Annotated in this window: 12 protein-coding genes; 8 read left to right on the top strand and 4 right to left on the bottom strand. The window is 54.4% G+C overall.

Annotated features, from left to right (window positions below):
• The first annotated feature begins 2 nt into the window (after positions 1-2).
• The 4 genes from AB3N39_RS11055 to AB3N39_RS11040 all read left to right on the top strand — a co-directional run bounded on the left by AB3N39_RS11055 (position 3) and on the right by AB3N39_RS11040 (position 3,003).
• Positions 3-890: a transporter substrate-binding domain-containing protein gene (locus AB3N39_RS11055; protein WP_248174317.1), complete on the top strand. Its 888-nt coding sequence runs from the start codon at positions 3-5 to the stop codon at positions 888-890.
• A gap of 41 nt (positions 891-931) precedes the next feature.
• The gene (locus AB3N39_RS11050) at positions 932-1,549 is read left to right on the top strand and encodes a glutathione S-transferase family protein (protein WP_248174315.1); all 618 of its coding nucleotides are present in this window, start codon (positions 932-934) and stop codon (positions 1,547-1,549) included.
• 37 nt (positions 1,550-1,586) lie between these two features.
• Positions 1,587-1,817 carry a tautomerase PptA gene (gene pptA / locus AB3N39_RS11045; RefSeq protein ID WP_008501760.1) on the top strand — a complete coding sequence of 77 codons (231 nt, stop codon included), beginning with the start codon at positions 1,587-1,589 and terminating at the stop codon, positions 1,815-1,817.
• A gap of 184 nt (positions 1,818-2,001) precedes the next feature.
• Positions 2,002-3,003, top strand: a complete 1,002-nt coding sequence (locus tag AB3N39_RS11040) for a Kdo(2)-lipid IV(A) acyltransferase (protein WP_133294509.1) — start codon at positions 2,002-2,004, stop codon at positions 3,001-3,003.
• Positions 3,004-3,049: 46 nt separating this feature from the next.
• Here AB3N39_RS11040 and AB3N39_RS11035 read toward each other — a convergent pair whose 3' ends face one another.
• Positions 3,050-4,735 carry an NAD-dependent malic enzyme gene (locus AB3N39_RS11035; RefSeq protein ID WP_136194929.1) on the bottom strand — a complete coding sequence of 562 codons (1,686 nt, stop codon included), beginning with the start codon at positions 4,733-4,735 and terminating at the stop codon, positions 3,050-3,052.
• 32 nt (positions 4,736-4,767) lie between these two features.
• The gene (locus tag AB3N39_RS11030; RefSeq protein WP_143345177.1) at positions 4,768-5,715 is read right to left on the bottom strand and encodes an AEC family transporter; all 948 of its coding nucleotides are present in this window, start codon (positions 5,713-5,715) and stop codon (positions 4,768-4,770) included.
• Positions 5,716-6,119: 404 nt separating this feature from the next.
• On the opposite strand from AB3N39_RS11030, the gene AB3N39_RS11025 reads away from it, so the two are divergent.
• Together AB3N39_RS11025 and AB3N39_RS11020 are read left to right on the top strand one after the other, a co-directional pair.
• Positions 6,120-7,451, top strand: coding sequence for a 2-hydroxycarboxylate transporter family protein (locus AB3N39_RS11025; RefSeq protein WP_045399995.1), 1,332 nt, complete (start codon positions 6,120-6,122; stop codon positions 7,449-7,451).
• 121 nt (positions 7,452-7,572) lie between these two features.
• The gene (locus AB3N39_RS11020; RefSeq protein ID WP_367896719.1) at positions 7,573-8,208 is read left to right on the top strand and encodes a helix-turn-helix domain-containing protein; all 636 of its coding nucleotides are present in this window, start codon (positions 7,573-7,575) and stop codon (positions 8,206-8,208) included.
• A gap of 27 nt (positions 8,209-8,235) precedes the next feature.
• On the opposite strand, the gene AB3N39_RS11015 is transcribed toward AB3N39_RS11020, so the two are convergent.
• Positions 8,236-9,714, bottom strand: coding sequence for a PLP-dependent aminotransferase family protein (locus AB3N39_RS11015; protein ID WP_367896718.1), 1,479 nt, complete (start codon positions 9,712-9,714; stop codon positions 8,236-8,238).
• Positions 9,715-9,878: 164 nt separating this feature from the next.
• Between AB3N39_RS11015 and AB3N39_RS11010 the strand changes: the two genes are divergently transcribed.
• Positions 9,879-10,334 carry a GNAT family N-acetyltransferase gene (locus tag AB3N39_RS11010; protein WP_047651034.1) on the top strand — a complete coding sequence of 152 codons (456 nt, stop codon included), beginning with the start codon at positions 9,879-9,881 and terminating at the stop codon, positions 10,332-10,334.
• Positions 10,335-10,404: 70 nt separating this feature from the next.
• Here the strand turns inward: AB3N39_RS11010 and AB3N39_RS11005 are convergent, their stop codons facing one another.
• The gene (locus AB3N39_RS11005; RefSeq protein ID WP_045354132.1) at positions 10,405-10,707 is read right to left on the bottom strand and encodes a helix-turn-helix transcriptional regulator; all 303 of its coding nucleotides are present in this window, start codon (positions 10,705-10,707) and stop codon (positions 10,405-10,407) included.
• A 160-nt stretch (positions 10,708-10,867) separates the two neighbouring features.
• Between AB3N39_RS11005 and fusA the strand changes: the two genes are divergently transcribed.
• Positions 10,868-12,967 (top strand): elongation factor G, encoded by a 2,100-nt coding sequence (gene fusA, locus AB3N39_RS11000; protein ID WP_325849256.1) that lies wholly within the window; start codon positions 10,868-10,870, stop codon positions 12,965-12,967.
• The last annotated feature ends 9 nt before the right edge of the window (positions 12,968-12,976 follow it).

The raw sequence follows: 12,976 nt of genomic DNA, 5'->3' as shown, positions 1-12,976 counted from the left end.
AGATGAAATATGGACTTCTGGCAGGACTGCTTTTTACGACGGCGAGCCACGCCAGCATCGATCTGAAAGCCAACGAGCAGCCGCTGCCGGTGACGGTGGATCGGCAGGCCGTGGCGAAGATCCCCGCCGGTTATAAATTCGTTGAGCCGGGTACGCTGACGGTCGCCGTCTCGATGCTGAACTCCCCGCCGCTGGCGCTGCTGGCCAGCGATAACCGCACGCGGATTGGCAGCGACCCGGATATCGCCCGCCTGCTGGCGGGCAGCCTGGGGCTGAAGCTGAAGCTGGTGCCGACGGCGTGGGAAGACTGGCCGCTGGGGATCGCTTCCGGGCGCTACGACGTGGCGCTGGTGAACATTGCGGTGACCGAACAGCGTAAAGAGAAGTTTGATTTTGCGACCTACCGCGTCGATTCGCTGGCGTTTTCGGTGAAATCGACCAGCGAGATTCAGTCAATCAAAAGCGCGGCAGATCTGGCCGGAAAAAGGGTGATTGTTGGCTCTGGCACCAATCAGGAGCGCATCCTGCTGGGCTGGAACGAAGAGAACAAAAAGGCGGGGCGGGCGCCAGCGCTGCCGGTCTATCTCCACGACGATGCCTCGGGCAATCTCTATATCCAGTCCGGCAGGGCAGATGTGTTCTTTGGCCCTCAGTCGGTTTCATCCTGGAAAGCCGCGCTCACCGGCAAAACCCGCGTCGTGGGGTTAGGGCCGAAGAAGGCGTTTGTTGCCACGACCACTAAAAAGGGCAATGAGCTGGTTTACGCGCTGCAGGCCGCGCTGGACGGCGCGATTAAGCGCGGAGAGTACCAGAAGGTGCTGGCTCGCTGGGGCGAGCAGGGCGAAGCGGTGGCGCAATCGGATGTCAACCCGCCTGGGATAACCTACTAAGGGTGCTCTACACTTAGGGTTTTCATTCCCGAGGGGGCAACATGATTAAACTCTATGGCGTACCCGGCTGGGGCTCGGCGATCGGTGAAGTGATGCTGACCCTGGCTGATATCCCTTATCAATTTATCAACGTGGACGGGTTTGACCAACCCGGTCCGCAGCGTGAATTACTGCACAAGCTCAATCCGCTGTGCCAGGTGCCGACGCTGGAGCTGGAAAATGGTGCCATCATGACCGAAACGGCGGCGATTGCCCTGATGGTGCTCGACCGGTGTCCCGATCTCGCCCCGCCCGTGGGGCAGGCTGAACGTCAGCAGTTTCAGCGTTTGCTCATCTGGTTCGTAGCCAACGTCTATCCCACGTTTACCTATGCAGACTATCCCGAACGCTGGGTGCCGGATGCGCCAGAACAGCTGCAGAAAAACTGCATCGAATACCGGAAGTCCCTCTATTTGTGGTTCGAAAGCCAGTTTAAGGCTACCCCGTTTGCGCTGGGGGAACGGCTGACGCTGCTCGATGTGTATATTGCGGTGGCGCGCACCTGGGGGCCCCGTCACGCCTGGTTTGCCGAAAATGCCCCTAAATTCACGGCGATTGCGGACGCCGTATGTCAGCTGCCGGAACTGCACAAGGTGTTAAAGGCAAACAAAATTATCTGATAACGTGGAACTCTCATTCACAACCGGAAGCCTGCACATGCCACACGTAGATATCAAATGTTTTCCCCGTGATTTGAACGACGAACAAAAAGCTGCACTGGCGGCAGATATTGCCGACGTGATTATTCGCCATTTCAACAGCAAAGACAGTTCCGTGTCGGTGGCGTTGAAGCAGATCGCGCCTGAAGACTGGAAGGCGCAGGTCTGGGATACCGAAATTGGACCGAAGCTGGAGGAGCTTATTAAGAAGCCCGGGTATTCGATGTAAGATCTTCTGCCGGGGGGCGAATAAATCCTCCCCGGCTCGATTTCCCGTTTTTCGCAAAAATCGATAAAAATGCGTTTTGTCTTATCCGCTACAATTAACGTTTCTGACTGGCATATTATTCATCCTTAGGAAAGATCTTCAACAGAATCAATTAAGGACAGACACGTTAAAGGATAATTTTCTGATGACAAAATTACCCCGTTTTTCATTCGCCTTTCTTCATCCCCGTTACTGGCTAAGCTGGGCCGGCATTGCGGCTCTGTGGCTCATCATGCTGCTCCCTTATCCGCTTCTGTTCAGAATCGGTTATGGCCTGGGTAGACTGGCGATGCGCCTGCTTCCGCGCCGCGTCGAGATTGCACGCCGCAACCTGGAGCTCTGTTTCCCGGAGATGAAAAAGGTGGAGAGAGAGTCATTGCTGCAGCGTAATTTTGAATCGGTAGGAATGGGGGTAATCGAAACCGGGATGGCGTGGTTCTGGCCTGCATGGCGAGTGCGGAAATGCTTTACCGTAACGGGTTATGAGCACATGGAGAAAGCCAGAGCGCAAGGAAAGGGCGTGGTGCTGGTGGGAATGCATTTTCTGACGCTTGAGCTGGGCGCGCGGATATTTGGCATGCTTAACCCCGGTATCGGGGTTTATCGTCCTAATAATAATGCCCTGCTGGACTGGCTTCAGACGCGCGGGCGCCTGCGCTCCAACAAAACCATGCTCGATCGCCATGATTTAAAGGGAATGATCCGTTCGCTGAAGCAGAATGAAATTTTGTGGTACGCCCCGGACCACGACTATGGCAAAACCAACAGCGTGTTTGTGCCGTTCTTCGCGGTGCCGGATGCCGCGACGACGGCGGGCAGCTATATGCTGGTCAAAAGCGCTAACCCTGCCGTCATACCCTTTGTGCCGCGGCGCAGGGCGAATGGCACCGGCTACGAGCTGATTATTCTGGAAGATATCAGTGAGGCGTTGCAGGGCGGCGATAAAGAAGCCGTGGCGACGCAGATGAACAAGGCAATTGAGCAGGCCGTACGCATGGCGCCTGAACAATATATGTGGCTGCACCGTCGCTTCAAAACGCGACCTGAAGGTGTACCTGACCGTTATGCTCGCCAGAAACAGGCGGCTACACGGGGTGATATTCTCTCCGCCAGCGAATTTTCTGACCGCTCAGGCGTACAGCACTAAACCCTCAGCAATGCCCTCACCCTGTGCGGTGAGGGCATGACCAGCGCTACAGCGCAGAACGGCGGTACGGCGCATAGTCTGCCTGCCACCAGGTCTTCTCAATGCGCGCCATCAGGGTTTCATCATCTAAAGACGGCGCCACGCCTTGTTCAATGGCGGCCCGGGCGACGGCGACGGCAATCTGGCGTGAAACCGTTTCAATCTGATCTACCGGCGGCAGCAGTCCGCCTCTTTCCGTGGTCACCAGTGGAGACTGTGCGGCCAGGCTGCGGCTTGCTGCCATCAGCATCTCTTCCGTCACCCGGCGCGCGTTGCAGGCCAGCACGCCAAGCCCCAGACCAGGGAAAATATAGGCGTTGTTACACTGGGCGATCTCGTAGTGCGTATTCTCCCAGAATACCGGAGCGAACGGGCTGCCGGTGGCCACCAGCGCGGCACCCTGTGTCCAGGCGATAAGATCCTGCGGCTGGGCTTCCGCCCGCGAGGTCGGGTTCGAGAGCGGCATGATGATGGGGCGCGGACAATGGCGATGCATCTCTTTGACGATCTCTTCGCTGAACAGCCCAGGCTGGCCTGAAACGCCGATCATCACCGTGGGATGCGCGTTCTTCACCACGTCCAGAAGGGAAATATTCTTCGCGTCCACCTGCCAGCTGCAAACGGCATCGCGCGCGGTAAGCAGGTTTTTCTGGAAATCGAGCAGGTTTGTCATGTCGTCGGTCAGCAGGCCGAAGCGATCGACCATAAAGATCCGGCTGCGGGCTTCGGACTCGGTCAGGCCGTCGTCCACCATCAGCGCCACAATTTTTTCAGCGATCCCGCACCCGGCAGAGCCGCTGCCCAAAAAGACCACGCGCTGATCGCGAATGCGCGTACCCGCGGCATGGGCCGCAGCCATCAGCGTACCGGCGGTGATGGCTGCCGTGCCCTGGATGTCATCATTGAAACAGCACAGCTGGTTGCGGTAGCGCTGGAGAAGTCGCGTGGCGTTTTTCTGCGCAAAGTCTTCAAACTGCAGGAGAACGTTGGGCCAGCGCGCTTTAACGGTGCTGACAAACATATCCATAAACTCAGCGTACTGGTCGTCGCTGATGCGCGGGTGGCGCCAGCCCATGTACATCGGGTCGTCGAGATGTTGCTGATTATTGGTGCCGACATCCAGCATAATCGGGAGAGTGGAGGCCGGGTGGATCCCTCCGCAGGCGGTATAAAGCGAAAGCTTACCAATTGGAATGCCCATTCCGCCGATACCCTGATCGCCAAGCCCTAAAATACGTTCCCCGTCCGTTACCACTATCACGCGAACGTCGTTGCGCGAAAAGCTTTGCAGCATCTCATCAATACGATGGCGGTTAGGCCATGAAATAAACAGGCCGCGCGCGCGTCGATAAATCGTGGAGAAATGCTCGCAGGCTTCACCGACCGTCGGGGTATAGATAATCGGTAACGTCTCTTTCAGATGCGAACGCAAGAGGTTATAAAAGAGAGTTTCATTGGTGTCCTGAATATTTCGCAGGTAAACATGACGCGAAATATCGCTTTTAAAATGGCAGAACTGCACCCAGGCGCGCTCGGTTTGCTCTTCAATGGTTTCAACGTTATGCGGCAATAATCCATGCAGATTAAAATTATCACGCTCTTCTTTAATAAATGCGAGGCCTTTATTTAGTAGCGGGTTTTCCAGCAATACGGCACCGTTATAGGGGGTGTACAGAACTTCTTTCCTGGACATGGTTAACTCCTGAATTTTTTTAACAAAACAGATTAAGAGATTAAATAAATCATGATGCCTTCGGTCACGACCCCGATGGCCGTGCCAATTAATATGGAAGAGGATGCGGTATCAATATAGGTATCGCTGCGCAACGCAAACATCCCCGCCGCAATCGCGGAAGGTGTTGCGCCAATAATTACGACCTGCTGTAGTAAGGTATGGCTCAGGCCAAAGGCGAGCCCGGCGGCGGCCATCATTGCTGGCTGAATTAAGTTTTTAATACTGATATTGGTAAATGTCTGCACGTTCAGTTTTGGACGTTCGCCGTAAAACAGCAGGCCGAGGGCAAACAGGGACAGTCCGCCTGAAACTTTGCCAACCATCTCAATAGGCATGCTGAGAATAGCAGGGATTTGCACGCCGGCCAGACTGAGCAATACGCCGGAGACCGGGATCCAGACGATAGGATTGCGTGCCGCCTTGATGAGGTTTTGCACGATCATCGCCCCCGGGTGCAGCGCCTCCAGGCCGTCATGACCGTTTTTATCACCCATACGAATCAGGACGATAGTCAGAGGGATCATGATAACGCTGGTAATAATATTGCCAATCAGCACGCCGATAAATCCTTCCGGCCCAATCAAGACCGCCAGGACCGGAGCGCCAAAGTAGGCCATATCGGGAAAGGCGCAAACCAGAGACTGAATGGCGCTGGTTTTGATATCGTGGCGAAAAACGTAGCGCGAAATAAATAGCGTCAGTAAATACGACCCCATTAAACCGACAACTAAAACGGCCATAAAGGTCAGGTTCTTAATTTTATTGGGATCGGTATGCAATGCACCGATAAAAAGATGGAAAGGAAGGGCGAAACGAATCACCACGGTTGCCATGACGTTTGCATCTTCACGCCGGGAATATCCCAGCTTTCCACTTAGCCATCCAAGTAACATTATAAAGACGAGCGGAAACAGTGACTGTAATAGTAATGAAGGCATAGTATTTCCTGTAGGGTATTTTATGTGTTTTATTGCAGCGCTAATCTAGCGCTTAGAAAGCAGGACAGGAGTGACAAGGGTCACACTCTCTCTGGTTTTATTAATTTCAAAAAGATTGCATTAGTTGGATAACTAATACTTTCGTCAAATATTGATAAGACGCAAGAAAGCAACATTAGTCGTTATAAATAACTTTAGTTACTTAATGATGAATTAAGTTATTTAAAAGCAAAGAGCCAGATTGTTCACATTTCTACCCGCAGGTCCATGATAATTTCATCGCGAGCCTGTTTTTAGAAAAGGCCATCTAAGTCTTTATTTATATTTAAGAACATTTATTCGTATCAGGAATAGTTTCAGTTATTCCTTTCTCTGTTTATCCGAACATAAATTCAGGTGATTATATGAAAGATAATCCTGTACCGACTTCAGAACTGTCGACCTCGCGTTTTGCCTTTGGGCTCAATAATACCGAGGTGGGCACGGTCCCGTTGATGCTGTTCGTCGGGATTGCCGCCATTGTGGCGACGTCCGCCTGGGCAGGGCTGCTGCCGAAAAATATGATAGGTGGACTCGCGGTCATCATGACCCTCGGTTTCGCCTTTGCCAAAGTCGGGCGTCAAATCCCGGTACTTAAAGATATCGGCGGCCCGGCGATCCTGTGCCTGATGGTCCCCTCCGTGCTGGTCTATTTTGGCGTATTCGGGAAACATACCCTTGATACCGTGCATCTGCTGATGAAAGAGGCGAATCTGCTCTATTTCGTCATCGCCTGCCTGGTAGTCGGCAGCATTCTGGGGATGAATCGGGTGCTGCTGATCCAGGGGATGATGCGCATGTTTGTTCCGCTGGTGGCGGGAACATGCATGGCCGTGCTGAGCGGCCTCATTGTGGGCTCACTGTTTGGTTATACGCCTTACCACACCTTCTTCTTCATCATTGTGCCCATCATTGGCGGCGGGATCGGCGAGGGGATTTTGCCGCTGTCCCTGGCCTATTCGGCAATACTGGGGCAGACGCCTGACGTCTACGTTGCGCAGCTGGCACCCGCTGCGGTCGTTGGGAATATCTTCGCCATTATTTGTGCGGGCTCGCTGGCGCGACTCGGCGCGAAACGTCCTGCGCTCTCGGGAAATGGCATGCTCACGCGGAGTAAAGACGACGCCAGCCTGTTTGCCGGGGCGCAAAGCACGCAGCAGACGGATTTTCATCTGATGGGCGGCGGGTTACTGATGGTGTGCGCGTTTTTCATCGTCGGCGGACTGTTTGAAAAACTGGTGCACATTCCCGGCCCGGTGCTGATGATCCTGATTGCCGTTCTGTGTAAATACTTCAGGGTGATCCCGGCCTCAATGGAGCAGGGCGCGCATAGCTGCTATAAATTCGTCTCGGCTGCGCTGGTCTGGCCGCTGATGATCGGCCTCGGGATGTTATACGTGCCGCTTGAGAGCGTGGTGTCGGTCTTCTCGGTGGGATACGTGGTGGTATGCGGTTCGGTTGTGATTGCGATGGCGCTGAGCGGCTACGTTATTGCGTCGCGTCTGAATATGTATCCTGTGGAAGCGGCCATTGTGACCTGCTGCCACAGCGGGCTGGGCGGAACGGGGGACGTGGCCATTTTGTCCGCGTCTAACCGGATGTCGCTCATGCCGTTCGCGCAGATCGCCACCCGCATCGGCGGCGCGTCGACGGTGATTTTCGCCACGCTTCTGATGGGCTGGATTATGGCGCACTGATCCGAAATGTCAGGATACTGAATCGCAACGACATTTACAGAGTGTCGCTGCGGTTCAGTCCTTTATAAATATCCCCGCGCTGTATAGAATTACCGCAGCCACATCGACGGGATACCACACGATGACCGGAAGAGTTGATTATCAGATTGAAAAATATCTCCTGACCGAAGCCGCCGAACCGGAGCGCCTGACGCGCCAGTGGGCGGAGGTGCTGGAGGAGTGCCGTGAGCAACAGTCCGGTGCAGAGGATCGTCTGCGTCTCGCGCTGCTTAATGTGGATTACGTCACCAGCTTCGAGCTGCCGTTCAGGCTGCTCCTCACCCGCGCGCCCCAGCTGATTGACGCTGTCAGAAAAGAGCTTCAGCTCAGCCAGAAAAATGTTCTGTTTAACGGCAAGCGCTTTGGCTGCGTCTATAGCCTTAAAAGGGATCTGGACGGCATACCTGACGAGTTTACCTATCAGCTGAAAACGCGTATCCATCGTAGTGACGCAACAGGATGTAACGAACTGCCTTACCGGCAAATTGCCCAGCAGGTTAAAGCCCCAAAGGAACGCCTCAAGCTGGCGCTGGAAAACGGGCTGTCTGTAACCGCGCTCGACGGGCTTTTCTGGTTTGGCATTCAGCGTATCGCGGCCGATGTACAACGGCTACGCAAAACAGGGATGCGGATAGTGACGTCCAACGCCGAGGTGTTTGATACGCTCACCAAAACAACCCGGCGGATCCCAGCCTATAGCCTTGCTCGCCCGGAATGAGTGTCAGTCTCTTACCCGTCGACGGCATCAAACATGATGGAAAATTGCGGCCAGTTTTTTCACAGCGTCTTCTATTTCCCTTTCCGTGTAAGCTGCAAATCCCATCAAAAAACCGGTGGACGCGGGGGGACCTGCATATAAATCGGTAAGCCCAAGCATATCAACACCCGCGCGGCGGGCGGCGGTGGCTATCTCTTTCTCGGATATTCCGTGCTTCAGGTGACAAGGCATTTGCATTCCGCCCGCAGGCGTTTCACAGGTAACATATTCGGAGAGATATTCGTCCATCATACTTGCCAGCGCGTCTCGACGAGCAACGTAAATACTCCGCATCTTACGAACATAGGCGCCAAAATGGCCCCCCTCCAGAAATTTAGCCAGCGTCAGCTGGGTTATTGAGGCGGTGTGGCCATCCATTAACGTCCTCGCCATGGTAAAGGGCTCTATCAGTTCTGAGGGGACGATCGTGTAGGCAATACGTAGCCCAGGGAACAGAGACTTGGTGAACGTGCCTATATAAATTGTCCGGTTGTACGTATCAAGCCCCTGAAGACTGGCCATAGGCTTGCCTTCGTAGTGAAACTCACTGTCATAGTCATCCTCAATGATCCAGGCTCCGTAACGGTTTGCCCATTTAATAACTGCCAGTCGTCGGTCAAGAGAGAGCGTCACCCCGGTAGGGTATTGATGAGAAGGCGTCAGGTAGATCGCCCTGGCTGGCTCGGTCAGAGAATTAAGCCCGTCAACCGAGATGCCTTTTTCATCAAGAGGAACCGGAATACAGCGAAGCCCTGCAGCGTTGAACGCTTTGTGTGCCCCTTGATAGGAGGGATCTTCAATGACAATGCCATCACCGGCGTCCATCAGCGCGTGGGAACAGAGCGCGAGCGCCTGTTGAGAACTTGTCAGAACGATGACCTGTTCCGCCCTCGCGCGCGTCCCGCGCTCAAGATTGACGTATTCCGCAATTGCCCGTCGCAGGCGCTCTATACCCTGGGGTGGACTTTGCTCTAACGCTTGGTGCTGAAACTCCTTCAGCACCTGTCGCTGAAGACGCTCCCAGATCGAAATGGGAAACATGCGGGTTTCAGGAATGCCGGGCGCAAGGGGGCGAGGGGAGGAAAATTCGCGGATCCCGCCGCTTTCATAGATGACCTTTCCACGGACGCTGAGTTTTGCTTTTCGTATCTCAGCGGTTGGCTGATGCTGCCGGGGACGAGGTTTTAAAAAACGCGCGCTGGAAGAGACGAAGCTCCCTCTGCCTGTTTGTCTCTCAATAAAACCTTCGGCATGCAGGCTGGAGTAGGCCGCTTCTATGGTATCCCGGGAAACGCTGAGAGAAGCCGCCAGAGCGCGTGAGGCAGGAAGGGCCTTACCGTGAGATAATACCCCTTCCAGTATTAGCGTCCGTATTGCTCTCTTGATCCTTTCATGAAGCGGTAGCGATCCGTTAGCGGGGTCGATAATCCATGCCTTAACCGTTTCTAGCTGCGCGTGCTTAAACATTACGTTGTCCACTTTTCCTCTGCGTCTCTTGATTCTAAAGCAATAGTGCCTGTAGCAGGATGAAAAATTGGTCTGCCTTCATGATGAAAATTGGCGGGGCAAAACGTGCCATTCAGCGAATACACTCTTCCTGAAACGAATAAACGGGTGACCAAAGAGGCAATATGAATAATACGAGCGTGACAATTGAGGCAGTTAAAGAACATGATTTTGAAAGCTGGATGCCACTGTGGAGTAAATACCAGGAATTTTATAATGTCGACCTCTCTGGGGCCGTCACTCAACGAACCTGGCAGCGATTTTTCAGCCCCGTTGAGCCGCTATTCTGCGTGGTAGCACGATGTAATGGAGACATAGTGGGTTTTGCGCATTATCTTTTTCACCGCTCGACCTGGGCTGAGAGCGATTACTGCTACCTCGAAGATTTATACGTCTGCGAAGCCGTAAGGGGCAAACACATTGGCAAACAGCTAATAGAATATGTTCAGAGAGAAGCGAGAAAACATCACGCCAGCCACCTTTACTGGCATACGCATGAAGCCAATTATCGCGGGCAACGATTGTACGACTGGATTGCGAAGAAAAGTGGAATGATTGAATATCGTATGCAGGTTAGATAAATCCCTTCGCTGACGTAATGCCCCCCTCAAATATGTACGGGGCATTTTTCAGGAAAAAACAGGCATGTCCTTATGATTTGGCCTGTAAAAGTATCTCCATCAGCCCTGGAAAACGGGCATCCAGATCCTCTCTTCGCAACGAAATCATGTTCTCCCGCCCCTGCGGGCGCTGCCAGATAACGCCGCTGTCGCGCAGAACGCGCCAGTGGTGTGTCATCGTGGACTTCACCACGTCTTCCGGACGCAGCGCGTTACAGCTGAGTTCGCTGCCATCGGCGAGCCGGCGAATAATCGACAGCCGGAGCGGATTGCCGAGGGCAAACAGCACATTTTCCAGCAATATTTGTTCAGTTTCAGGGTGGTTTGGGATCATCGTTTTCCTGCGTTTGGCGTCAGATTGAGCTATATCAACAATAGGTCAACCGCTAAAAAATAGTTCGATAATACTCGTACAATAGGACTATTATAGCAAACGAACGAATGCACGACCATCCTGGTCGTCACAGACAAGTCATAAGACTTAAGGAAATATCATGCCCCGACCCATCCCTCTCGAACGTTATCGCAACATCGGTATCTCCGCGCATATCGATGCCGGTAAAACCACCACCACTGAGCGCATCCTGTTTTACACCGGGATGAGCCACAAGCTGGGTGAAGTACACGATGGCGCGGCAACCACTGACTGGATGGCGCAGGAGCAAGAGCGCGGGATCACGATTACCTCCGCGGCCGTCAGCTGCTTCTGGCCGGGTATGGACAGAGGCTATGAACCGCACCGGATCAACATCATCGACACCCCGGGGCACGTGGATTTCACCATTGAGGTGGAACGTTCCATGCGCGTGCTCGACGGCGCCGTGATGGTGTATGACTCCGTGGGCGGCGTGCAGCCGCAGTCGGAAACCGTCTGGCGTCAGGCCAATAAATATCACGTTCCGCGTCTGGCCTTCGTCAACAAAATGGACCGTCCGGGTGCCGATTTCTTCCGCGTCGTGCGGATGATGCAGGAACGCCTGAAGGCCAATCCGGTGCCGATTGTCATCCCGGTAGGCGCAGAAGATCGTTTCACCGGCGTGGTGGATCTCATCAAGATGCGCACTATTCTGTGGGACGATGCGACGCAGGGCATGGTGTTTACCTATGCGCCCGTGCCGGATGATTTAGTCAGCACCGCCCAGGAGTGGCGTGAAAAAATGGTCTCTGCGGCTGCGGAAGCCAGCGATGAACTGATGGATAAGTACCTGGAAACGGGCGACCTGACGGAAGCGGAAATCATCAAAGGGTTGCGTATTCGCACTATCTCGGGCGAAATCCAGCCGATGCTGTGCGGCAGCGCGTTCAAAAATAAAGGCGTGCAGCGCATGCTCGATGCGGTGATTGAGCTTATGCCGTCGCCGCTGGACGTGCCGGCCATTGATGGCGTGGATGAAAAAGGGCAGCACGCGGAGCGTCATCCGAGCGATGATGAGCCGTTCTCGGCCCTGGCGTTCAAGCTGATGAGCGACCCGTACGTTGGTCAGCTGACCTTTATCCGCGTGTACTCGGGCGTGCTGCGTAAAGGCGACGCGGTGTATAACCCGGTGAAAGGGAAGAAAGAGCGTATCGGGCGTATCGTGCTGATGCATGCCAACGATCGTCACGAGGTGGACGAACTGCGCGCCGGAGACATCGCGGCCTGCGTTGGGCTGAAGGATGTGACCACCGGTGACACGCTCACCGATCCGAACGCCGTCATTACGCTTGAGCGCATGGAGTTCCCGGATCCGGTGATTTCGCTGGCGATTGAGCCGAAAACCAAAGGCGATCAGGAGAAAATGGGGATCGCGCTGCAGCGTCTGGCGGCGGAAGATCCATCTTTCCGCCTGCATACTGACGAAGAGTCCGGCCAGACCATTATCTCCGGGATGGGTGAGCTACATCTTGAGATCATCGTCGACCGCATGAAGCGTGAGTTTGGCGTCGAGGCGAACATTGGCCGCCCACAGGTAACCTACCGTGAAACCCTGCGTAAAACGGTGAAGGATATCGAAGGCAAATTTGTCCGTCAGTCCGGCGGCAAAGGGCAGTACGGCCATGTGGTGCTGAGCCTGGAGCCGCTGGAGCCTGGAAGTGGTTTTAAATTTGAAGATGCCACTAAGGGCGGCGTGGTTCCGCGCGAGTATATTCCGTCCGTTGAGAAAGGGCTGCGGGAAGCGATGAACAGCGGCGTGCTGGCCGGCTATCCGGTTGTAGACGTCAAAGCGACGCTGACGTTTGGCTCGTATCATGACGTTGACTCCTCGGAGATGGCGTTCCGCATGGCGGCGATCCTCGGCTTTAAAGAGGGCGCCCGCAGGGCGGACCCGGTGATCCTTGAGCCGATCATGCATGTGGAGGTGGAAACACCGGAAGAGTACGCCGGTAACATCATGGGCGATCTCTCTTCCCGTCGCGGTATGGTGCAGGGGATGGCGGAGCAGTACGGAAGCCAGATTATTCGCGCTGACGTGCCGCTGGCAGAGATGTTTGGCTATGCCACGACATTGCGCTCGATGTCCCAGGGACGCGCGACGTATACGATGGAGTTCCATCATTTTGCGGAAGCCCCGCGGAATGTTGCGGATGAAATTATTGCGCGTCGTGCGAAGTAATACGGTCAC

The sequence above is a fragment of the Enterobacter vonholyi genome (assembly GCF_040834095.1).
GTDB classification, from domain to species: Bacteria; Pseudomonadota; Gammaproteobacteria; order Enterobacterales; family Enterobacteriaceae; genus Enterobacter; species Enterobacter vonholyi.
The sequence above is the reverse complement of the archived record's forward strand: the minus strand, read 5'-3'. Positions and strand labels throughout refer to the sequence as shown.

Coding starts and splice junctions, on each gene's coding strand:
- AB3N39_RS11040 (WP_133294509.1), top strand. CDS start 2,002: ATGACAAAATTACCCCGTTTTTCATTCGCCTTTCTTCATCCCCGTTAC.
- fusA (WP_325849256.1), top strand. CDS start 10,868: ATGCCCCGACCCATCCCTCTCGAACGTTATCGCAACATCGGTATCTCC.
- AB3N39_RS11050 (WP_248174315.1), top strand. CDS start 932: ATGATTAAACTCTATGGCGTACCCGGCTGGGGCTCGGCGATCGGTGAA.
- AB3N39_RS11020 (WP_367896719.1), top strand. CDS start 7,573: ATGACCGGAAGAGTTGATTATCAGATTGAAAAATATCTCCTGACCGAA.
- AB3N39_RS11005 (WP_045354132.1), bottom strand. CDS start 10,707: ATGATCCCAAACCACCCTGAAACTGAACAAATATTGCTGGAAAATGTG.
- pptA (WP_008501760.1), top strand. CDS start 1,587: ATGCCACACGTAGATATCAAATGTTTTCCCCGTGATTTGAACGACGAA.
- AB3N39_RS11010 (WP_047651034.1), top strand. CDS start 9,879: ATGAATAATACGAGCGTGACAATTGAGGCAGTTAAAGAACATGATTTT.
- AB3N39_RS11055 (WP_248174317.1), top strand. CDS start 3: ATGAAATATGGACTTCTGGCAGGACTGCTTTTTACGACGGCGAGCCAC.
- AB3N39_RS11035 (WP_136194929.1), bottom strand. CDS start 4,735: ATGTCCAGGAAAGAAGTTCTGTACACCCCCTATAACGGTGCCGTATTG.
- AB3N39_RS11030 (WP_143345177.1), bottom strand. CDS start 5,715: ATGCCTTCATTACTATTACAGTCACTGTTTCCGCTCGTCTTTATAATG.
- AB3N39_RS11025 (WP_045399995.1), top strand. CDS start 6,120: ATGAAAGATAATCCTGTACCGACTTCAGAACTGTCGACCTCGCGTTTT.
- AB3N39_RS11015 (WP_367896718.1), bottom strand. CDS start 9,714: ATGTTTAAGCACGCGCAGCTAGAAACGGTTAAGGCATGGATTATCGAC.